Origin of the sequence: Faecalibacterium sp. 9, assembly GCF_048320955.1 — a bacterium.
Classification (GTDB): Bacteria; Bacillota; Clostridia; order Oscillospirales; family Ruminococcaceae; genus Faecalibacterium; species Faecalibacterium wellingii.
This window is the reverse complement of the sequence record NZ_JBLWGB010000001.1, coordinates 177727-199437: the sequence shown is the minus strand read 5'-3', so window position 1 is coordinate 199437 and position 21711 is coordinate 177727. Positions and strand designations below refer to the sequence as shown.

Genomic DNA, 21711 nt, shown 5'->3' with positions numbered 1-21711 from the left:
GTTCATCGATCAAGTGAGACAAGGCAAGCGATGAGGCTGCGGCGCGGATGCTCCGCAGTCAAAAATGGGAGGTAAACAACGCATGAGCAAAAAGTATCTGTACTACTTCAGCGAAGGCAATGATGCTTTCGGCGGCGACAAAGTCACCATGAAGAATACTCTGGGCGGCAAGGGTGCCGGTCTGGCAGAAATGACCGCAGCCGGTATGCCGGTGCCGCAGGGTTTCACCATCACCACCGACGCCTGCACCCAGTATTATGCAGACGGCCGTCAGATCAATGACGAGATCACTGCTGATATCTTTGAGCACCTCAAGGGTCTGGAAGAGATCACCGGCAAGAAGTTCGGCGATAACCAGAACCCCCTGCTGGTCTCCGTCCGTTCCGGCGCACGTCAGTCCATGCCCGGCATGATGGACACCATCCTGAACCTGGGCCTGAACGATGAGGCTGTTGAAGGTCTGGCAAAGAAGACCGGCAACGCCCGTTTTGCATACGACTGCTACCGCCGCTTTGTGCAGATGTTCGCGGACGTCGTTATGATGGTCCCGAAGAGCCTGTTCGAGGTCGAGATCGACAAGATGAAGGAAGCCAAGGGCGTCAAGAACGACGTGGACCTGACTGCTGACGACCTGAAGGAACTGGTCGGCACCTTCAAGAAGATCTACGAGGAGAACGAAGGCCGTCCCTTCCCGCAGGATCCCCGTGATCAGCTGATCGAGGCTGTCAAGGCCGTGTTCCGCAGCTGGGACAACCCCCGTGCAAATGTCTATCGTAAGATGAACGAGATCCCCTACGAGTGGGGCACCGCAGTCAACGTTCAGCAGATGGCATTCGGCAACTCCGGCGACCGCTCCGGCACCGGCGTTGCATTCACCCGTGACCCCGCCACCGGCGCAAAGAAGCTGATGGGCGAGTACCTGATCAATGCACAGGGCGAGGACGTCGTCGCAGGCGTGCGCACTCCTTCTCCCATCAGCCACCTGAAGGATCAGATGCCTGAGGTGTACGATCAGTTCGTTGAGATCGCAACCCGTCTGGAGAACTACTTCCGCGATATGCAGGATATGGAGTTCACCATCGAGGACGGCCACCTGTACATGCTGCAGACCCGTAACGGCAAGCGTACCGCTCAGGCCGCTCTGCAGATCGCATGTGATCTGGTGGACGAGGGCATGATCACCGAGCAGGAAGCTGTCCTGCGCGTGGAGCCCAAGCAGCTGGATACCCTGCTGCATCCCCAGTTCGACGCCGCTGCCCTGAAGGCCGCCGAGGTCGTCGGCAAGGGTCTGGCAGCTTCTCCCGGTTCTGCCTGCGGCCAGATCGTCTTTACTGCTGAGGAAGCAGAGGAGATGGTCAAGTCCGGCAAGATGAAGAAGGTCGTTCTGGTGCGTCTGGAGACCAGCCCCGAGGACATCGTGGGCATGCAGGTCTCTCAGGGCATCCTGACCGTCCGCGGCGGCATGACCAGCCACGCAGCCGTTGTTGCCCGTGGTATGGGCACCTGCTGTGTCTCCGGCTGCGGCAATGACAACGAGGTCAAGATCGACGAGGAGGCAAAGACCTTCGAGATCAACGGCCACAAGTTCGTCGAGGGCGACTGGATCTCCATTGATGGTTCCACCGGCAACATCTACGGCGAGCAGGTCGCTACCGTGGCCGCTACCGGCAACAAGAACTTCAACCGCTTCATGGGTTGGGCAGACGCAGCTCGTCAGCTGCTGGTCATGACCAACGCCGACAACCCGCGCGACGCACAGCAGGCAGTGGATTTGGGTGCTGAGGGCATCGGCCTGTGCCGTACCGAGCACATGTTCTTCGCAGAGGATCGCATCAAGGCTGTCCGTGAGATGATCTGCGCACGTACCGTGGAAGAGCGCGAAGCTGCTCTGGCCAAGGTCGAGCCGTTCCAGCAGGGTGACTTCGAGGCCATGTACCGCATCATGGGTGAGCGCCCGATGACCATTCGTTATCTGGATCCGCCTCTGCACGAGTTCCTGCCCACCAAGGACGAGGACATCAAGGAGCTGGCTGCCGATATGGGCATGACCTTCGATGACCTGAAGAACGTGGTTGCTTCCCTGCACGAGTTCAACCCCATGATGGGTCACCGCGGCTGCCGTCTGGCTGTCACCTACCCCGAGATCGCAGCTATGCAGACCCGCGCTGTGATCAAGGCTGCTCTGAACGTCTCTGCTGAGACCGGTTATATGATCACCCCGCACATCATGATCCCGCTGGTCGGCGAGGTCAAGGAGCTGAAGTTCGTCAAGGACGTTGTGGTCAAGGTCGCAGACGAGCTGATCGCTGCTGCCGGCGTTGAGATGAAGTATCAGGTCGGTACCATGATCGAGATCCCCCGCGCAGCCCTGACTGCCGGCGAGATCGCCAAGGAGGCTGAGTTCTTCAGCTTCGGCACCAACGACCTGACCCAGATGACCTTCGGCTTCAGCCGTGATGATGCCGCCAAGTTCCTGGGCGCATACTACGAGAACAAGATCTACGAGAGCGATCCGTTCCAGCATCTGGATCAGATCGGCGTTGGCAAGCTGGTCAAGATGGCTGCCCACGACGGCCGCGAGACCCGTCCCGATCTGGGTCTGGGCATCTGCGGCGAGCACGGCGGCGACCCCACGAGCGTGGAGTTCTGCCACAATGTCGGTCTGGACTACGTCAGCTGCTCTCCCTTCCGTGTGCCTATCGCACGTCTGGCTGCCGCTCAGGCTGCTATCAAAAATCCCAGAAAGTAAGATTGTTGCATGAAGATGTACTAATCCTGCAAAACATGGGAAGATAAGCGTATGATAAAACCCTCCCCGGTGAAACTGAATGGTTTTGCCGGGGAGGTTTTTGTATATTAGGAGGAAAGTTATGAAACGAAAAGAATTGGAAGAGTTCAAGAAGAGATGGGAGGAAAATTTAGGTGGCCTTGGAGAAATGTTAAATAGTCCTTGGTTTGCAGTTTCAATAAAGTATGATGAAGCGGAAAAAAATAAGTGTTGTATTAAATTGGGACAATACGTTTTAAGATACTGGGCACAACTTCACGGGGTGGACTTATCGCCGTATGGCGACAAAGAAATTACAACGGATGAGTTTAAACAGGCAGTTACAAAGGCTCAAACTGAAATGAAAACAGATTTTGAAGGCGGTGAAGGAAACGCTGAAAATAACATATTAGATCAATTAAAACGAAGATTAAATATTATTTTATTTGGGACGACCAAACCAGAAGAAGATCAGAAAATCAAACTTGGAAAAAATGATTTGCTCAGTGCGTCAAATGTCGTTTTCTTTGATGAGCTATTAAAAACTGATGTGGGCGATCTTAAAACGATCATAGATGACAGAGAGATCGGTAATATAACGGGTGCACAAAAAAAGCACGTACATATAGAATACGAGGAGCACAATAAAAGAAAAAAACAAGAAATAGAATTGGACGATTACTATAAGGAAATGATAGTTCGTGGGCTTCGTTCACTAGAAAAAAATGAATGGATTAAAACCAGCCTTAAAAGAACTGCACAGAGTAGACTGGATTCATTATATCCACCCGAAACGCCAGATGAAGTAGAAGAAGATTCATATTTGACCGAATGTGGAGGATGGATAGTATTCAATGAGCTAGACTTAGAGTTGCGGTTATGTGAGAAGCACTTTCCACGAGCAAATTTAGTAAATAGAGAAACATATGATAAGATTTTAGAAGCACTCGTAGAGTGTAACGAAAAGGTGATTGACTGTGTGAGCGAGTTATGCGAGATAGATTGTAAAATGAATGGAACCAATATAGAAGATTGTCTATAAGCAAAAAGAACTACTAAGCTAGTTCTCAAAAAGACTAACAGAACCATTGCGTAGTATTAAAAGCGATACGCAATGGTTCTGTTAGTCTTTTTTTGAAATGTGAATAAAGTGTTAATAAAAAAGCGCGAGAAATCCGAAAAAAGGGGGGTGCGTGGGGCTTTTTGAATGTGTGATGAGAAACTATAATAATTGGCGTGATGACGACGTGACCAACGTTGAATCACAAAAATAGTTGATTTGCGAGGTATTTATTATGCTACAGAAGAATTGCGAAAACGAGATTCGAGAGCTGAGCCGGGACCAACAGGAAATGTTGGATGAACACATCGACAGGCTGAATAAAGTTTTTAAGGGCAAGGACAACTATGCCGGTATTGCCGTAATGCCGGAAAAATATGCACCTGTTGTCCGCGAAAACAAGGAAGCTTATCCGCTCAATGAAATTCAGGTGATTATCAAAAAGAACGGAGAACCGTTTGTAAAATGCGGCTGGAAAAGTGATGACGGAACAAGCAATTTTCCGCTTCAGTTCAGCGCAAAAACTTCAAAATCTGGCCAAATCTCTGGGAGCGTTTTTGTTCGAGGACAAATGAAATCGCCTATTGTGATTGACAGTTCAGACGAATTCGAACTGGATGGCTTTTACGAGCTGATGGTACACGCTTGCGATGAAGAGATGGGGTATCTCTGGGTCGGAGATGGAAAGAATGAGGGCTTGACCAGAATGGATTATCTCCTCTCTGGAAACCTTAATCGGAATCCTATTGAAAAGCTGATTGACCAGATGTATTTCCAGAATGCTACTTCGGAGGGTACGAACCATGAATAATCTGAACGGTAACAGAAAGAATGAATTTCGTCGAAAGCAAGAGGAGAAGCAGCGGAAGCTTGCTCTAAAAATCGAGGACGAAGCTGGCGAATTACGAGAGGGGAGCTTGAAGAGCGAGGAAGCCATTCCATCGCTTGACGAGCTTTGTGCAATGGGAGAGCGAGTTGAACAACAGACCACTTTTTCTGCAAAGGAGGCGATACGCAACAAAATCAAGGCAAGACGAGATGCTGAACGATACAAGACAACAAGCACGGACAGCGAAAAGTGGACTCCTAATCCGTTTGAAGATTCTAATGCAGCCGCTATAGAGTCTCCGAAAAATGAGGACACATTAAACACAACGAGAAAACACGCCGATGCCCAATCGACAAAATCAGCTGGGCTGAAAACCTCAAAACGGCGATCGATTGTGGAGATGGTTCAAAAGCTCAAAAAATATGTTCCCATCGTTGTCTGTGGAGATGTGTTGTACTATTACAACGGTTACTACTATGAAGCAATCGGCCTTGAGAAGCTGATAAAACTCTACCGAAAATACGTGGACTATGACCTTAACAACGAGCCGAGTCTATATGCGTACAAAGACTTGTATCAGTGTTGCACCACTGATCCGGAATTGGAACGTAGTGAGCCAGAGAACCAATCTATCCATGCACCTTTAGAAAATGGCGTCTATGATCTGATGAAGAAAGAGCTGAAGCCGCATGACCCAAGACGGTTGATTTTTACCTATATCAAGGCGAGCTACGATGAATCGGCAGAATGTCCGGTATTCAATAGCTTCTTAAAGCAGATTACGCATGGAAATCCTCAACTGGAGGAGCGTTTTTGGATGGCGATTGGATACCTGATGATTTATCCGGCACGAGGCAAGTTCTTCATTGTTATGGGTTATGCCAGAGACAGCGGCAAGAGCGTACTGGGTAACTTTATCCAACGGTTATATCCGAAGGAAAGTGTCGGTAATCTGCGACTTCAAGAAATGAAAGGAACGTTTTCATCAATGTCTTTCCTTAATGCGGTAATCAATCTTGAGTTGGATATGCTCAGAAGGGCAAATTTGACCTAATCATTACTCGCGAAGTGAGTCGCTTTGCACGAAATACAGTTGATACGCTGTCCTACACACGGGAGTTGAAAGCACGTGGGGTGGACGTATTTTTCATCAACGATGGTATCAACACGGCGACCAACGATGGCGAACTTCGGCTGACGATCATGTCTTCTATGGCACAAGATGAGAGTCGCAAAATTTCAGAGCGCGTGAAGGCTGGGCAGAAAATCAGCCGGGAGAAGCACGTTTTATATGGCAGCGGAAACATCTTAGGATACCGCAGGGAGAACGGAACCTATGTTCCTGACCCTGACCAAGCTGAAACGGTAAGACTGATTTTCCAAATGTATTCTACCGGGGAAAATGGGTTGGTTAAAATCGTAAACGAATTATACCGCCTTGGCCGATTGGATGCAGGCGGCCATGTTTCGTGGGACGCTTCCAAGGTGAGCAGAGTTCTACATAATGCAACCTATAAAGGGTGCATCTGTTACAATAAATCCCACAGCGACGGATATTTGACGCAGAAACGTGTTAAAAATCTGGACGAGAGCAGCTACATCTATGTGAAAGGCGACTTTGAGCCTTTGGTATCAGAAGAAATGTGGGATAGATGTCAGCAAATTTTGGCATCGAAATCAACACGGGTAATAGATGAAAATGGAAAAAAGCACAAGTATATGAGAAATACACCAAAGTCAGTCTGGACGGCAAAACTGCGGTGCAGCTGTGGCGCAGGATTTATCCAGTTCAAGTGGCGTGTAAATCGGGATGGTGCAGTAGTTCATGGATTTCAGTGTTATCGCCGTACCCGTAGGCCAAGCATCAGCTATTTGCAGGAGCATGGCTTGGACTTGGGAATTAGCTGCCAAATCAGAGCAATCTGTGAGTGGAAGCTGGACTTGATGGCAGCAAAGGTATTTGAACATCTCACCTTTGACAAGGGCAAAACAGTCAAAGAGGTCTATAAAATTTTGAACCGCTGCATGGCAGAAGAAAAGACTGTCCGCATTTCCAGAAAGGCGATGCTGGAAAACAGCATCGCCAGACAGAGGGAGCGTCTGGATAAGTACATAGACCTGTGTGCAGACGGAATCATCACAAAACAGGAATTGGCAGAGCGGCGGAAGGGATTGGATGCGCAGATTGCAGAATTGCAATCTCAATATGAGAATGTGGAACAGGAGGATGAGCGCAGTGGAACCCTTGATATGAATTTAATTGCGCAGAAGTTGGATGAGTGGCAGAAGGCATCTAGAAATGATGTTAACCGGGAGCTTATCAATAGCTGTGTGGCGCAGATCACGCCGCTGACGAACGAGGAGTATCGCTGGGTGCTTGATTTCCAACTGACAGAAGTGCAGAGTCGAAATAGTGCTACTTGTACGTTGGATGGCTTTATGGAGATGGCTCGTTTTAGGATTTCTTTTGAAGAAGCTAAGGCTTTTAAGGCTTCCCGGAATCAGGGAATTCGTAAAAATGAGTGGCATGACCTCACGGTAGCCGTGGGTATCCGCACAAAAACTTGACCGTAAAGTACTGTGCCAGCTGTGCCGGATGTGTCAGAATTTTTGAGAAACCTTTATTATATATTATCTATTATCTATTATCCCTATCGCTTTATCTAAGAGAGAAAATAGAGTAGAAGGGATAAAAATAAAGAAATATATAGAGAGTTTCATAAAAACCTGACACATTTGACACACCTGACACAAGACAAAGCGTATCTGAAAAAATTACAGTTATATATTATCTTTGTAGAAAGACCTGTGAGCAGTTTGATTCTGTCCACAGGTCTTTACTTTTTGCTTGAAAAATGGAGGAAAAACAATGGCTGATATTATGGTAAAGATTCTGATGAAGGGTGCAAAAGCAATCGGGAAAACTGCTGTAATACTCATTATTTGGATCGCCCATAAACTCGAAAACAAGTAATCACATTAAAATTTTAGGAGGTAGTAGTTATGTCTGCAAATGTTGAAACCATGTTCTCTGTCCGTGAAACCCCTTGGCACGGTCTTGGCCGCATCGTGATGGATGCCCCTGCAAGCCGTGAAGCCTTGGAGCTGGCTGGTCTGGATTGGCAGGTGGAAAGCCGCAACATCTATTCCGGCACGGGTGCTATGATCCCCGGCTATCGTGCCAATGTCCGCAGCACGGATGAAGCTGTTCTGGGCGTGGTGTCTGACCGCTACCGCATTGTGCAGAACGAAGAAGCGTTCCAGTTCACGGATGACCTGCTGGGTGAGGGTGTTACTTACGAAACTGCCGGTTCCTTGCAGGGCGGCAAGAAAGTCTGGATGCTGGCGAAGCTGCCGGAGAAATACATCATCGCCGGAGACGAAGTGACCCCATATCTTGTGTTCTTCAACAGTCACGATGGCAGTTCTGGTGTCAAGGTCGCTATGACCCCTGTTCGTGTTGTCTGCCAGAACACCCTGAATCTGGCTCTGGGCACGGCAAAGCGCATCTGGACTGCTCGCCACACCGAAAATGTTCTGCTCCGGGTGCAGGATGCCCGTGAGACCTTACAGCTTGCCAACAGCTACATGGGGGAGCTGGGCAAAGGTATCCATGAGCTGACCACCATCAAGCTGTCTGACCGCAAGGTGCAGGAGTTCATCAATGAGTTCTTTCCTGTCACCGAAGATCTGACCGATGGCCAGCGGAAGAACAACCTGCGCTTGCAGGAAGACTTGAAGGCTCGCTACTACAATGCACCTGATCTGGAATGGGTTGGCAAGAACGGCTGGCGGTTCGTGAACGCTGTTTCGGATTTTGCTACCCATGCAGACCCTATCCGTAAAACTCGCAACTACAACGAAAATCTGTTCCTGCGTACCGCAGAGGGCAATCCCATGATTGACAAAGCCTACAAGATGGTGCTGTCAGCAGCATAAAGGAGGACGTATGAACGATGTGAGCAACCGGGCTGTCCGGGAGTTTTCTGAGTTCCTGAACAGCATTGAAGCCGATTTTCCAAAGCCAACTTGTACCACGGCATACGAGATCACGATGAAAAGCACCATCGTCAGTGCTTTAATTACGCTGGACACCGAAAAGCAGATGGACGAGCGTTTCTGGAACCATCTCCGGGTGCAGCGGAACATTCTGGATTTCCTGTATACCCTGTGGCTGGATGATGACCGTACCTTGGTGGATGAGTTTTCCACCATTATCAAAGACTTGGTGGAATATGATTTCTCCATTGCAGAAGAACAGATGAAAGTGAGGTTGAACATTGCATGAAAAGACTTGTATCTACATTAAATTTATCCAAAGAGGATTGGCTCCGTTATCGCAAATGCGGTATTACCGGCACGGATGCCGGGGCTATACTTGGCCTGAATCCCTATCGCTCCGCATTTCAGGTGTACCACGACAAAATCAGCGACACCATTGAGAATATGGACAACGAAGCCATGCGTCAGGGTCGTGACTTGGAGGATTATGTAGCACAGCGGTTCTCCGAAGAAACAGGGTTTAAGGTGCGCCGTGCAAATGCCATCTACCAGAGTGAGGTACATCCGCTGCTTCTGGCAGACTTTGACCGTCTAATCGTTGGGCAGAAAGCTGGATTGGAGTGCAAGACGGTTTCGCCCTTCTCTGCGGACAAGTGGGCTGATGGGAAAATCCCGGCTCACTATCTGGCGCAGGTTGACCATTACTTAGCCGTCAGCGGTTTCGACTGCTGGTATGTGGCGGCTCTGATTTTCGGCAGAGAGCTGGTGATCCACAAGATCGTGACAGATAAGCAGGTGCTTTCTGGTCTCATTGATAAGGAAGAACGTTTCTGGACGAACCATGTTGTGCCCCAGATTCCCCCTGCACCCAACGGTTGCGATTGTGACACCCAGCAGATCAACCAGCTTTATGAGGTAGACAACCGGGATAAGACCGCTGACCTGAGTGCCTTGCATGGACTTCTGGATAAGCGGCAGGAGCTTTCCGACCAAATCGAGCAGATGGAACAGGAGAAAACGGCCATCGAGCAGCAGGTCAAGCTGCAAATGCAGGATGCTGCCTATGGCACAGCACCGGGCTATAAGGTATCGTGGGTGTCCTCCGAAAGCAAGCGTGTGGATTCCCAACGCCTGCGGAAAGAGCAACCAGACATTTTCAACCAGTACAGCAAAAATGTAAGCAGCCGCAGGTTTACCATCGTTCATGCGGCATAAAACTTTGTATATGGCGGCAGGGAGTGACTTCTCTGCCGCCTTTTTTCTTGGAGGGTTATTATGGCTACGGAAAATCCATTCGTAAAATTATTCGCTATCGACTTCAAAGATCATCTGGAAGTCAAGAAGTCTGGCAATACCGAGTTAAAATATGTAAGCTGGGCGTATGCCTGGGCAGAGGTGAAAAAGCTGTATCCCGCTGCCAGCTATGAGGTCAAGAAATTCAACGGTCTGCCCTATGTTTATGACCCCATCACCGGCTTTATGGTGTATACCTCGGTCACGATTGAGGGCGTTTCGCATGAAATGTGGCTGCCTGTACTGGATGGCGCAAATAAAGCGATGAAAGCCACGCCTTATACCTACACCACCCCGAAATGGGACTACAATCCGCAGACCCGCCGCCGTGAAAAAATCGGCATGGAAGAACGTACCGTAGAAGCAGCCTCTATGTTCGATGTGAATAAAGCTATCATGCGGTGCTTAGTGAAGAACCTTGCTATGTTTGGTCTGGGCCTGTACGTTTATGCCGGAGAGGATTTGCCGGAAGATGCTGCACCGCAGCCGGAGGCAGAACCGCAAAAGCAGCCGAAGCCGAGACCCACCAGCCAAAAGCAGGAACAGCCGCCGATGCCCTGCATCTGCGCTCGCTGCAACCAGCCCATCAAGAGGGTCAAGCTGAAAGATGGCTCCATCATGCAGGCGGCAGAATTTGCAGCCACCCATGAGGGAATGTGCGCTGACTGCTACAAAGCCACCAGATTGAACGTAGCATAAGGAGATTTCAAAGTGAAAGAAGCAAAGATCAAAGTTCTTGCTCTCCTGCCGATGGAACTGCCAAAGGAAATCGAACTGGACAACACGCTCGAAGCCATGCAGAACTTTGTTGGTGGGCTGATCGAATGCATTCCGCTGACCGACACCGACTCTGAAGTCACCTTGGTCTGCAACGATGAAGGTAAGCTGCTGAACCTGACTCCCAACCGGCTGCTCTGGAATGGAGCGGATTATCTTGCTGGCCCCGGTTTCATTGCAGGAACTGATGGTGAAGGGAATTTGGCTTCGCTGCCGCCGCAGGAAATGAACTATTACGCTAAAAAATTTCATGCATTTTTGATTGCACTTTAAGGAGGCTTTTCTGTGACTTTTGATGCAACGACCCAACGCTATGAGGAAATCACCGTCTGCGACAAACCTGCGCTGTTCACCAGTGTCCGCATTAAGCGGGATTCTGTTCCTGCTGGTCTGTATGCCTACGATGTGCGGCATGATGATGACTGCCGGGGGATTCCCTGTGAGATTGCACCATTTATCATGGTCAATCACTGGGGAACGATTATTCTTGCAGAGCCGTTGGAGCTGCCCAATGACGGACGGCGGTACATTGATGAAGAGACGGACTGGAACTATGATCCGTTTGGAGGAGCAGAGAAAAATCAAAAGCCCTGCGTGACGGTGGAAGAGTTTATGAATCAGTATCTGAACCGTTGATAAGAGCGAGCCGTGTCGTTCCTTATAAAGTTTAAAAGTCATCGCAGGGGACGAACGGTGCGAACCGTTCGTCAACGGAGATAATCTTTTGAAGTTTATGAGGGATGACTAAGGCTCGCAGGAAAAAGTATTAAAATTGCCGTGGGTACAGAAAAGTATCAATCATAGTGTGATGAAGCCGATTTGTCTTAGCAAATCGGTGACGCTAAAATGACGTTCGGCATTTTTGATACAGAAAGAAAAAGTTATGAGTATTTATGGTTATTGCAGAATTTCCACTGCAAAACAGAGCATTGACCGTCAGGTGCGTAATATCAGGGCGGAATACCCGACAGTTCACATTGTACAGGAAGCCTATACGGGAACTTCCATCCTTCGGCCAGAATGGAGCAAGCTGTATCGGATTCTGAAAGAAGGAGATACTGTGGTGTTCGATTCCGTCTCCCGAATGTCCAGAAACGCAGAAGAGGGATTTTCATTGTATGAGGATCTCTACCATAAGGGCATCCGGCTGATATTTCTGAAAGAGCATCACATTGATACTGAAACTTACAAAAAAGCCCTGTCCGGCAGCATTGCCATGACAGGGACGAATGTGGACTTCATCTTGAAGGGCATCAACGAGTATCTGATGGCCTTGGCTAAGGAGCAGATCAAGCTGGCCTTTGAGCAGTCTGAAAAAGAAGTGGCCGATTTACACCAGCGTACTCGTGAGGGTCTTGTAACAGCAAAGCTGAATGGAAAACAGGTTGGACGTAAAAAAGGCACTGGATTTGAAACCAAGAAGTCTAAAGCGGCCAAAGAGAAAATCCGCATCCATTGTAAGGCTTTTGGTGGTACATTGGACGATGTGGAGTGCATGAAGCTGACAGGGCTTGCCCGGAATACCTATTATAAGTATAAGCGGCAGATTCGGGCTGGATTGGCTGACGAGGGAAAAACTTAAGAAGGAAAAGTTGTTATGAATAACGAAAAATGTGTAAAAGATGAATCTTGTAGCGAATTTACAAAAGAGGAACAAGAAGAATTTTTGAATTTGCTGGGTCGCATAACCCCGGAACAGCGTGAAGCACTGAAAAAAGTTCTGAAGTCCTTTACTTAATGAAGAAGGATGCCGAGTGACACAATGACCGCTCGGCATCCTTCTTTTTTGTAAATGTGCATATCATTCGGGTAAAAATGCTTGGATCAAATCCAAGATAGCAGTTCTTTGTGAAGGAGAAAGCCTATCCCAAGTGGTTAAGAGGGATTTCTGCTCCTCTGTCAAATGGTGAACAGCAGCATCCTCTTCAAAAAACTGTGAGAGAGTGATACCAAGGCCATGACAAATTTTTTCAATCGAGGTTACGTTGGGCTGAAGGTTTCTTCTGCGCCATGTTGATAAGGTCGATTGCGTCAGACCAGAGTTCTCGGCAAGGGTGTATTCAGACCATCCACGAGCTAACCGCTCCCGGTCAATTCTTCCCAGAATGTCAAAGTTTGGCTTCTCGCGTTCCATGTCATTGCCCTCCTTGGATAAATCGTAGTGCTACTTACGATTTTAAGTGTGGATGCCTTGACAGGTAATTCTATAAATCGTATAATTTTAACAAGATAAATCGTAATACGAGGCGGTTCATTTGTCTTGATTGATAATTGAAACCAATGAAAAGCTTCATGCGATTTAAGGTCGTAAAGAAAAGATGAAAGGAAAAGTCAAATGAAAAAGAGAATTGCGTCAATGCTGGCAGCAACGGTGCTGCTGCTTAGCGTAATAGCTTTGCCTGCTTCAGCTCAAACAGATTGGTTTGGAAACTCTGATTTGACGACCGCAAAGGTACGTGAGATTGCAGACGCTGACACATTGACAGAAAGTCAAATTGCAGAAATCAATAATCACTACTCTGAGTATGAAATTATGCAGGGGATTTCCAAGACCTTAATAGAAGATTATGCTGCAAGGATAAATCCTGATAATCCGCCTCACTGTGCAGTTTGTGCGGGTTTTGATGATTTGTGGTTGCACTATATTAACGATGTTTACCGTCGACTTGGGTATGATGGGTCGAATTATGACATCCAAAGAGGATATGACTATGTTATCTTCCAAGGAGTTGCTGGGGGAAATAAGACATTTTTAAATGAAAGAAAGCACTTCCAAGCGGTGCGTAGGTTTGGAGCACAGCACGCGTACAAGTCTGATTACTACAATACTGGGGCTATGACGATTCGCCTTGGGAATGTCATAGAGAATAATGGCGTTAATAGCGTGTATGATGGGTATATTTTAGCAAGTGATGGTACAGCGTACAATGTCCGTGTGAATGCTCCGAATGGTTATTATCAGCCAGGTAATACATACGATGCTTATAGTTATTATTGCGATTCTTTTCATCGTTTGGGTAGTTCATGATTTTAAGAAAGCAGGGGCTGAAATCACGAATGAGCACAGCATTAGACAGTATCTTGACTATCTTGTAAGAAACAAGGGGTGGACTAAGAGCAGCGGACTTATTCCGATTTACACATCTCCCTGTGGCAAGAAAGGCTGCTATGCGGATTGGGAAATGCAGATTTATGACTGCCATCATAAGAAAAAACTGACAACCGCAGAAATCGCTGCATTTTTTGAGCAATTCCAATAATTTACATTGGAAGAGGCTTGGAGATACAAAGAAGAGCAGGATAATTCGGGTAGCACAGTAAGCTGTAAAAAGACCTCCGCTTTCGTTTGCGATAGAGAGCGGAGGTCTTTTACTTTCAGAAAAATGCCTATAAATTAATTATAAGAATGAAATTTTCTAAAATGATGGAATAAAAATTGAAAATGAGGTATACTAATAACAGGAAGGAGTTGAAAGAATGCTTTGCCAATTTTCTTTTCAGAATTTTAAGTCTTATAAGGATGAAACGACATTTGATTTCCGTGCAATGGCAATTCCGGAGTTTCAGGATGCCTTGATTCGGCAGGAGAAAGCGGAAGATTTGCTTCCGGTCAGTGCAGTCTACGGCCCCAATGGTGGCGGTAAGACGAATCTGCTTCAGGCATTCTTTTGCCTGATTAACCTTGTTGTGAAGCCGATTCATGCATTGGAGAAGAATCGGCAGCCAATGATTTTCCAGCAGGGCAGCAGTGTGGCTCCCTTTATGCTGGATGAAAGCTCTGCAAATGAGCCTACGATTTTTCAGGTGTTCTTCCGTGTAGGCGAGAAGGAATACCAGTATTACATTTCGCTCAAGGAAGAAATTGTCTTTGAGTCCCTCTTGTGGCGCACACTGGGCGGCAAGAAGACAGGTTTGATTTTTGAGCGAGATGGTCAGAAAATTGAATTGGGTGCAAGCATCAGTAAGGCGAGCATCAATCTGGACGTCAACCCGAAGATGCCGTATCTTTCTTTTTTGGCAATCAACTACAATATCCCTGTGATTGCAGAAGTGCAGAATTGGTTTGAATCCTGTATTACACAGAGCTACGCAAACCCCAGAGCGGAAAACATTGTGCTGGTGTCCAAGAGTGAGACGACTAAGGAAAGCCTGATTCATGCGCTGAATGATGTAGGCATTGATTTGTCCGGCTATCGTTATGATGAGGATAGCAAGCACCTGTTCACGCAAAGAACGATCAATGGCAAGGTCTATGAACTTCCATTTGAAGCGGAGTCGGATGGAACCAAGAAGATGATAGCAGCTTTGCCGGTTCTGATGGTAGCATTGCAGGAAGGCCGCACAGTCGTTGTGGACGAGCTGGACGCCAAGCTGCATCCAAAGCTGCTCCGGTATGTGATTCAGATGTTCAAGAACCCGGAACTGAACAAGAAGGGCGCACAGTTGCTGTTCAGTTCTCACGACCTGACTACGATGAAGAATACTGTTTTCCGCCGCGATGAAATTTGGTTTGCCGCAATGAATGACAATCATGAGAGCGAGATTTATTCGCTTTACGAATTCCGGCAGGAGGACAATACTCGCGTCAAGAGCACAGCGGCCTTTGACAAGCAGTATCTGGAAGGCCGATATGGTGCAGACCCCTACCTTTCTAATATGCTGACAGGGAGGGATTGGGCATGAGTCTGAAACCTCCGAAAAAGAGTGACCTTGGAAAAAGCTGGATGAAGAATCGCCGTGATAAGGCGAGGATGATTCAGCCGGAATACCACTTGATTGCATCTGAAGGTACAGAAACCGAGCCGCAGTATTTTGGCGCAATTCAGAAAATCATCAATGCTAAGTACCGTGATAGAATCCAGCTAAAGGTAGAGGGCATTGGCGACAATACGGTGAATCTGTTGATGAAAGCTCGTCAATACGTTCAGAATAACGGCATTGTGTTTAAGCACGTCTGGATTGTCTATGACACAGATGATTTTCCGGCAGAAAATATCGACATGGTAGCACAGCTGTGCGAAGAATACAATGCACAAGGTGAGACGATTTACCATGCTGTATGGTCGAACCAGTGCGTAGAACTGTGGTATTTGCTGCATTTTATGTATATGGATACTGATATTGATAGATCTCGTTACTGGCCGAAGCTGAGCGATTGGCTGAAAAACATTGGTGCAGGTGGCTACGAGAAGAACCGCCCGGATATGTATGAAGTGCTGCGGCCTTACATGGACATTGCGATTGCTAATGCAAAGCGATTGGACAAACAAAATGAAGGACGGAAGCCCTCTGAGTCAGCACCCGGAACGAAAGTTTACGAACTGGTTGAGATGTTGAGACCTTATCTTTTGGACACGCAGTGACTTTGATGCTGGAAAGGAGGCCCACGCAATATGTGTGATGTGCTTGATAAAGTGGAAAACAGAGGCATCGAAAAAGGCATCGTGAAAGGTGAGAGCCGTGGTGAAAACAAAATGGCTCTACTGGTAAAGACGCTTCTTGACCAGAATCGCATTGACGATGTAAAGAGGGCTTCTGAAGATGAAAAGAGCCGTGCGGAGTTGATGAAAGAGCTTGGAATCAACTGAAAATTTTCAAATGACGTATTATCGTAAATCCGAACGCTCTGTAATTTTGGCACCCGCCCAGGCTGCTATCAAGAACCCCCGCAAGTAATTGCGTGAGCGCTTGAAAAAGCACAAATAAAGCAAATGAACCGCCCCGGTTTCCGAAGCAGGAAGCCGGGGCGGTTTTTTGCACAAAGAAGAAAGCTCTTTTTCAGAACTTTGATGAATTTGAGCGGTGCCGTTGACAGCAGAAAGGCAGAGGCGTATCTTTGAAACGGAAATCAGAGTATGGCAGGATCAAAATGCCGACCGGATGAGAATGAAACGGACGGGCTGTTTTTCATTTCCGGAGATAAAGCCATGAAAGTACGGATTATGGGACATGTCGTCTGCTATGCTTACTACATGGGATACACGACCCATCAGGAAAGGAGCAAAAATGAGACGGATGCTGGATCGATCACGGCTTCTGGCCGGCAAAACGGATCCGGAAAATAGCAATCTGTGGCTGCCGCTCTGGATGCACCTGCGGGATACGGCAGAGATCATGGAGCTTCTGGTGCGGAAATGGCTGCCCGACAGCGTAAAAAAGGCATCCGGATTGGAAGAGGAAGAATTGGTGCAGCTGGCTCGCTTTTTGGGCTGGGGGCACGATCTGGGTAAGGCAATTTTAATCTTCCAGAGCACGATCATGCAGTGCTTGCCCGAGGCGAAACAACGGCTGGAACGCCTGACACCGCTGAGCTGCCAGAAACTGAACCGGTGCGAAACGCCCCATGCCCGGGCGAGTGAAGCAATTTTGAGAAAACTGGGGTGCCCTGACGGGATCGCTTCGGTCGCGGGTGCCCATCATGGCAAGCCGCAGGACGGCACAGAAGTTGACAAACAGTTTACATGCTGGGAAGTCAACTACTACCCGGAAGAGCAAAAGGGCATCTGGGAGGGCTTTTGGAACGAATTGCTTCAGGCGGCACTGCAGGACAGCGGCTATTCCGGGGTGGACGCGCTGCCGGTGCTCAACCAGCCCGAAGAGATTCTGCTGACGGGGCTTTTGATCATGGCGGACTGGATCGCCAGCAACACGGATTATTTCCCGCTGATCCCTGTGGAAGAGCCGGGCAGTGAGGAGGTTTATCCGGAACGTGCGGATCGGGCGTGGCGCGAATGGGATAAACAGGAGACTGCTTCACCCTGGGCGGCGCAGACCACCATTGCAGAGCCGGAGGAATTTGCAAAGCGATTTGGCTTTGCTCCAAATGCGGTGCAGCAGGCGGCCATGGAAGCCGCCAACACCATGGATGTACCGGGCATTTTGATCTTGGAAGCACAGATGGGCGTGGGCAAGACCGAGGCGGCGCTGGCGGCAGCGGAAATTCTGGCGGCACGCTTTGGAGAGGGCGGCATCTTCTTTGGCCTGCCCACGCAGGCAACGGCAAACGGGCTTTTTCCGCGTCTGCTGCAATGGGCAGAGAACCAGCCTGATGATCTGCCCAGATCGATCCGGCTTGCGCACGGCATGGCGGAACTGAACGAAGAGTATATCCGCCTGCAGCAACGGCCGGTGCAGGTGCAGGACGACTGGGACGACCCGGAAGCAGAAGAGCAGCGGGTGCAGGTGCATCAGTGGTTCCGGGGCAGCAAGCAGGCGCTGCTGGCAAACTTTGTCATCGGCACGGTAGACCAGCTGTTGATGGCGGCTCTGTGCCAGAAGCATGTGATGCTGCGGCATCTGGGCCTTGCGGGCAAGGTGGTGATCGTGGACGAATGCCACGCTTATGATGCGTACATGAACCGCTATCTGGACCGTGCGCTGGAATGGCTGGGCTGGTACAAGGTACCGGTGATCCTGCTGTCGGCCACGCTGCCCGCCCGGCGGCGTGCAGAGCTGATCGAGGCTTACCAGCAAAAGCGCCGCCCCGGCCCGGATGCGCCGTGGAAAACCAGCTGCGGCTATCCGCTGCTGACATGGACGGACGGTGCACAGGTGCAGCAAAAGACCATCCCGCTGGATACGGCCGCCCGGAATGTGCAGACGGTGCGCCTGACAACGGAAGAACTGCCCGATTTCCTGTCCCAGAAAATGCAGGCTGGCGGCTGCGCAGGCGTCATCGTCAATACGGTGCGCAAAGCGCAGGAGGTGGCGCAGCGGCTGCGTCAGGTGCTGCCCGAAAAGGAAGTGCAGGTGTTCCATGCACAGTTCCTGATGCCAGACCGCGCCGCGCGGGAACAGGAGCTGATGCGGCGCATCGGTAAGCGCTCCACCGCTGCAGAGCGTGATGGGCTGATCGTGGTAGGTACGCAGGTATTAGAGCAGTCGTTGGATGTGGATTTCGATGTGATGGTTACAGAGCTTTGCCCGATGGATCTGCTCTTACAGCGCATCGGCCGTCTGCAGCGCCACCCAAATCGGTCTCGTCCGCAGCCGCTGCAAACAGCGGTCTGTGCTGTGCTGGACACGGGCACAGAGGAATTTGACAGGGGCAGCGAGGCAGTGTACGGTCAGTGGCTGCTCTGGCGCACCCGGGCATGCCTTCCGGAGAGCATCTGCCTGCCCGAAGATATCTCGCCGCTGGTGCAGAAAGTCTACGGCTGGGAACAGGCCGATGCCCTGCCTGAAACGGAACGGAGTGAGGGTATGTGCAAAGCCTACGAGTTTGCGCAGGCCCAGCGCAAAGAGCGGGCACAGGTGTATCTTGTGCCGCAGCCCAAAGTGCACAAAAGATTCAAACAACTCAATACCTTGGATGGCTGGATGCAGAATGTGAGTGCACATTCTGATGCAGCTGCCCGGGCGGCAGTGCGGGACGGCGACCCATCGGTGGAGGTGCTGGTGATGCAGCGCCGGGCAGACGGAAGCATCCACTTCCTGCCGTGGCAGGAAAACGGCAGAGCGGTCGCATCCGACCAGCCGCCGCAGCCCGAAGACGCTTTGCAGATCGCCCGGCAGAAGCTGCGGCTCCCGGCGGTGTTCGGCAAAGCGTGGAAGGTGGACGAGGTCATCCGGGAACTGGAAGCGGATAACCGCAGCGGCCTTGCGGCGTGGCAGCTGTCTCCGCTGCTGCACGGAGAGCTGGTGTTGCTGCTGGACGAAAACCTGACCGCCCATCTTGCGGGCATGGAGCTTTGTTATGACCGTGAAAACGGCCTGACCTACCAAAAGGAGGAAACGGATGAAGGAGATCGAATTTAACCTGTTGACGGAGCCATGGGTCCGGGTTCGTCGGCCAGACAATACGGTGCAGGAAGTTTCTCTGACGGACGCACTGCTCCATGCGCAGGATTATGTGGATCTGGCAGGCGAAATGCCCACGCAGGACGCCGCCATGCTGCGGCTGCTGCTGGCGGTGCTGTTTACCGTGTTTTCCCGCGTGAATGTGGAAGGTGAGCCAGAACCGTTTGAAGAAGAGGATGATGCTCTGGCTCGCTGGGGAGATCTGTGGCAGCTGGGGCATTTCCCGGAGCAGCCGCTGCGGGACTATCTGGAACAGTGGAAAGACCGCTTCTGGCTGTTCCACCCGACACATCCCTTCTGGCAGGTGCCGGGGGCGGCCATTGGCACCGAGTACAACGCAGCAAAACTCAATGGCGAAATGTCTGAAAGCAGCAATAAGCTGCGGCTGTTCCCTCTTTACACCGGGGCTGGCAAAAGCCAGCTGACCTATGCGCAGGCGGCCCGGTGGCTGCTGTGCGTGAACGGCTACGACGATACTTCGGCAAAGCCCAAAGAGAAAGGACTTCCCTCTGTGGGCGCGGGCTGGCTGGGCAAGATCGGATTTATTCAGGCACAGGGCGAAAACCTGTTTGAGACATTGATGCTGAACCTCACATTGCTGCAGGATGGCCAGAGCATGTGGGGTGAAAATCTTCCCTGCTGGGAGCTGGATGTCCCCCGCAGTGCGGAGCGGACGCAGATCCTCTGCCCCGATAACCCGGCCCAACTGCTCACACTGCAGTCACGCAGGCTGCTGCTGCACCGGGAAAATGACATGGTAGACCGCTTTTATCTGCTGGGCGGGGATTTTTTCCAGCGGGAAACTGCAACTGCAGAGCAAATGACCATCTGGCGCAATACTGCCAAGAAAAACGAGGCAGCTGTTTTTGCTCCGATCCGCCACGACCCGGCCAAGCAGTTTTGGCGGGAGTTCCCGTCAGTGTTCTGCAAAGAAAAAAATGTTCGCCAGCCGGGCGTTGTGTGCTGGGTCAAAACACTGCAGCGCGGGGAACTGCACATTCTTGACCCAAACCGCAGGATCCACTTCCGCATTTCCGGGATGCAGTACGGTGATAAAGATTTCTTTGTGAACGACTCCTTCAGCGACAGCCTGACCTTTCAGGCAGGGCTGTTGGACGAACTGAGCTGCAAATGGCAGGAGCGCATCGTAAGAGAGATCAATAACTGCGAAAAAGCAGCACAGTGTGTGGGGTATCTGGCGCAGGATATCGCCATTGCGGCCGGGAACAAAAATGAAAATGTCGGCGGCTCTGTCCGTGCACAGTTCTACTTTGCGGTGGACCAGCCCTTCCGGCTGTGGCTGCAAAAGATCGATGCAAATCAAAAGAACTATGATGAAATGGAACTGTGCTGGCAGGCACAGGCGCACAGCATCGCGGAAAAGCTGGGAAAACAGATGGTGATGGAGGCCGGAAATGCCGCCCTGAAAGGGCATCGCATTGTGGTGGACAAGGGCAAAAAAACAGAGCGCACCATCCTGTATACCTCGCCAAGGGCCTATAACATTTTTCGCGCAAAGCTTTGGGAGATCTATCCCAAAACAGAATCATAAAGGGGGAATTGGATGAAAACACAGGACGTCAGAATCTATACGGCACAGCGGCTGGACTGGCTTTGGGCCCTGCGGGACAACCAGCGGCGGGCTGAGTTGGCAAAGCTGCGGCGGGGCGTTGGACACGCACCCGGCGATCTGCCGGAGCTGTGGGGGAGTTTTCTGAGGGGAATGCCGGAAAGCTTTCAGGGCCGCAGTGCTCCCTCGGCGGCAGAGTGGGCGGTCTACCTTGCACTGACTTTATACGCTATGCATCAGCAGGGAAACGACCAGCCCATGAACCGCCCGGGCAATACGCTGGGCCGGGCGGTGCGCCAGCTGGCAGAGCGGAACACCCCTGCCGGACAGGACTGGACCGAAGCCAGCGTGCTGCGGCGGTTCAATGCGCTGGCCACCGCAGAAGAGATCACCGAGATCAGCCACCATCTGCGGGGTATGATCCAGCTGCTGAGCGCCGCAAAGGATGGCGGCATCCCGCTGGACTATCCGCAGCTTGCAGCAGACCTGTATGAATTGCAATGCACCGACCCGCGGTATGCGCAGATCCCCGCCAACGTCCGTCTGCGGTGGGGACAGGATCTGTACCGTGACTCGAAGCCTGCACCGGAAGAGAACGAAAAGGAGAATTGACC

At 50.3% G+C, this 21711-nt stretch carries 21 protein-coding genes; 20 read left to right on the top strand and 1 reads right to left on the bottom strand.

Features of this window, described 5'->3' with window-relative positions; all coding sequences use genetic code 11:
* Nucleotides 1-82 precede the first annotated feature (82 nt).
* The 13 genes from ppdK (at nucleotide 83) to ACKXF9_RS00850 (ending at nucleotide 12466) form a co-directional block, all read left to right on the top strand.
* The gene (ppdK, locus tag ACKXF9_RS00910) at nucleotides 83-2749 is read left to right on the top strand and encodes a pyruvate, phosphate dikinase (protein WP_418265034.1); all 2667 of its coding nucleotides are present in this window, start codon (nucleotides 83-85) and stop codon (nucleotides 2747-2749) included.
* 121 nt (nucleotides 2750-2870) lie between these two features.
* Entirely contained in the window at nucleotides 2871-3809 is a 939-nt protein-coding gene (locus ACKXF9_RS00905; protein ID WP_418265033.1) for a hypothetical protein, read from the top strand.
* Between the two features lie 253 nt (nucleotides 3810-4062).
* Nucleotides 4063-4638 carry a hypothetical protein gene (locus ACKXF9_RS00900; protein ID WP_418265032.1) on the top strand — a complete coding sequence of 192 codons (576 nt, stop codon included), beginning with the start codon at nucleotides 4063-4065 and terminating at the stop codon, nucleotides 4636-4638.
* Complete coding sequence (locus ACKXF9_RS00895; RefSeq protein WP_418265031.1) at nucleotides 4631-5710, top strand: hypothetical protein; 1080 nt, start codon at nucleotides 4631-4633, stop codon at nucleotides 5708-5710. The genes ACKXF9_RS00900 and ACKXF9_RS00895 overlap by 8 nt, the downstream gene beginning before the upstream one ends.
* A gap of 14 nt (nucleotides 5711-5724) precedes the next feature.
* Nucleotides 5725-7224 (top strand): recombinase family protein, encoded by a 1500-nt coding sequence (locus ACKXF9_RS00890; protein WP_418265030.1) that lies wholly within the window; start codon nucleotides 5725-5727, stop codon nucleotides 7222-7224.
* Nucleotides 7225-7659: 435 nt separating this feature from the next.
* Complete coding sequence (locus ACKXF9_RS00885) at nucleotides 7660-8595, top strand: DUF932 domain-containing protein (protein WP_418265029.1); 936 nt, start codon at nucleotides 7660-7662, stop codon at nucleotides 8593-8595.
* A 10-nt stretch (nucleotides 8596-8605) separates the two neighbouring features.
* The gene (locus tag ACKXF9_RS00880) at nucleotides 8606-8944 is read left to right on the top strand and encodes a DUF3848 domain-containing protein (protein WP_418265028.1); all 339 of its coding nucleotides are present in this window, start codon (nucleotides 8606-8608) and stop codon (nucleotides 8942-8944) included.
* On the top strand, nucleotides 8941-9873 hold the full coding sequence (locus ACKXF9_RS00875) for a YqaJ viral recombinase family protein (RefSeq protein WP_418265027.1): 933 nt from the start codon (nucleotides 8941-8943) through the stop codon (nucleotides 9871-9873). The genes ACKXF9_RS00880 and ACKXF9_RS00875 overlap by 4 nt, the downstream gene beginning before the upstream one ends.
* A 60-nt stretch (nucleotides 9874-9933) precedes the next feature.
* The gene (locus tag ACKXF9_RS00870) at nucleotides 9934-10650 is read left to right on the top strand and encodes a DUF1071 domain-containing protein (RefSeq protein ID WP_117948869.1); all 717 of its coding nucleotides are present in this window, start codon (nucleotides 9934-9936) and stop codon (nucleotides 10648-10650) included.
* A gap of 12 nt (nucleotides 10651-10662) precedes the next feature.
* The gene (locus ACKXF9_RS00865; protein WP_295300483.1) at nucleotides 10663-11001 is read left to right on the top strand and encodes a DUF3846 domain-containing protein; all 339 of its coding nucleotides are present in this window, start codon (nucleotides 10663-10665) and stop codon (nucleotides 10999-11001) included.
* A 12-nt stretch (nucleotides 11002-11013) separates the two neighbouring features.
* On the top strand, nucleotides 11014-11364 hold the full coding sequence (locus ACKXF9_RS00860) for an LPD28 domain-containing protein (protein WP_117948873.1): 351 nt from the start codon (nucleotides 11014-11016) through the stop codon (nucleotides 11362-11364).
* A 247-nt stretch (nucleotides 11365-11611) separates the two neighbouring features.
* Nucleotides 11612-12310, top strand: a complete 699-nt coding sequence (locus tag ACKXF9_RS00855) for a recombinase family protein (protein ID WP_295300480.1) — start codon at nucleotides 11612-11614, stop codon at nucleotides 12308-12310.
* Between the two features lie 15 nt (nucleotides 12311-12325).
* The gene (locus tag ACKXF9_RS00850; RefSeq protein ID WP_295300479.1) at nucleotides 12326-12466 is read left to right on the top strand and encodes a hypothetical protein; all 141 of its coding nucleotides are present in this window, start codon (nucleotides 12326-12328) and stop codon (nucleotides 12464-12466) included.
* A gap of 63 nt (nucleotides 12467-12529) precedes the next feature.
* Here the strand turns inward: ACKXF9_RS00850 and ACKXF9_RS00845 are convergent, their stop codons facing one another.
* Nucleotides 12530-12862, bottom strand: coding sequence for a helix-turn-helix domain-containing protein (locus ACKXF9_RS00845; protein ID WP_295300476.1), 333 nt, complete (start codon nucleotides 12860-12862; stop codon nucleotides 12530-12532).
* A gap of 201 nt (nucleotides 12863-13063) precedes the next feature.
* Between ACKXF9_RS00845 and ACKXF9_RS00840 the strand changes: the two genes are divergently transcribed.
* From ACKXF9_RS00840 to casB, 7 genes are all read left to right on the top strand, one after another.
* Nucleotides 13064-13756, top strand: a complete 693-nt coding sequence (locus ACKXF9_RS00840; protein ID WP_418265026.1) for a hypothetical protein — start codon at nucleotides 13064-13066, stop codon at nucleotides 13754-13756.
* 518 nt (nucleotides 13757-14274) lie between these two features.
* Entirely contained in the window at nucleotides 14275-15411 is a 1137-nt protein-coding gene (locus ACKXF9_RS00835) for an AAA family ATPase (protein ID WP_418265025.1), read from the top strand.
* The gene (locus ACKXF9_RS00830) at nucleotides 15408-16091 is read left to right on the top strand and encodes an RloB family protein (RefSeq protein ID WP_418265024.1); all 684 of its coding nucleotides are present in this window, start codon (nucleotides 15408-15410) and stop codon (nucleotides 16089-16091) included. The genes ACKXF9_RS00835 and ACKXF9_RS00830 overlap by 4 nt, the downstream gene beginning before the upstream one ends.
* Nucleotides 16092-16121: 30 nt before the next feature.
* On the top strand, nucleotides 16122-16316 hold the full coding sequence (locus tag ACKXF9_RS00825) for a hypothetical protein (protein WP_418265023.1): 195 nt from the start codon (nucleotides 16122-16124) through the stop codon (nucleotides 16314-16316).
* A 418-nt stretch (nucleotides 16317-16734) separates the two neighbouring features.
* Nucleotides 16735-19485 carry a CRISPR-associated helicase Cas3' gene (gene cas3 / locus ACKXF9_RS00820; RefSeq protein WP_418265022.1) on the top strand — a complete coding sequence of 917 codons (2751 nt, stop codon included), beginning with the start codon at nucleotides 16735-16737 and terminating at the stop codon, nucleotides 19483-19485.
* Entirely contained in the window at nucleotides 19466-21079 is a 1614-nt protein-coding gene (casA, locus tag ACKXF9_RS00815) for a type I-E CRISPR-associated protein Cse1/CasA (protein ID WP_418265021.1), read from the top strand. The genes cas3 and casA overlap by 20 nt, the downstream gene beginning before the upstream one ends.
* A 12-nt stretch (nucleotides 21080-21091) precedes the next feature.
* The gene (gene casB / locus ACKXF9_RS00810) at nucleotides 21092-21709 is read left to right on the top strand and encodes a type I-E CRISPR-associated protein Cse2/CasB (protein ID WP_418265020.1); all 618 of its coding nucleotides are present in this window, start codon (nucleotides 21092-21094) and stop codon (nucleotides 21707-21709) included.
* Nucleotides 21710-21711 lie beyond the last annotated feature (2 nt).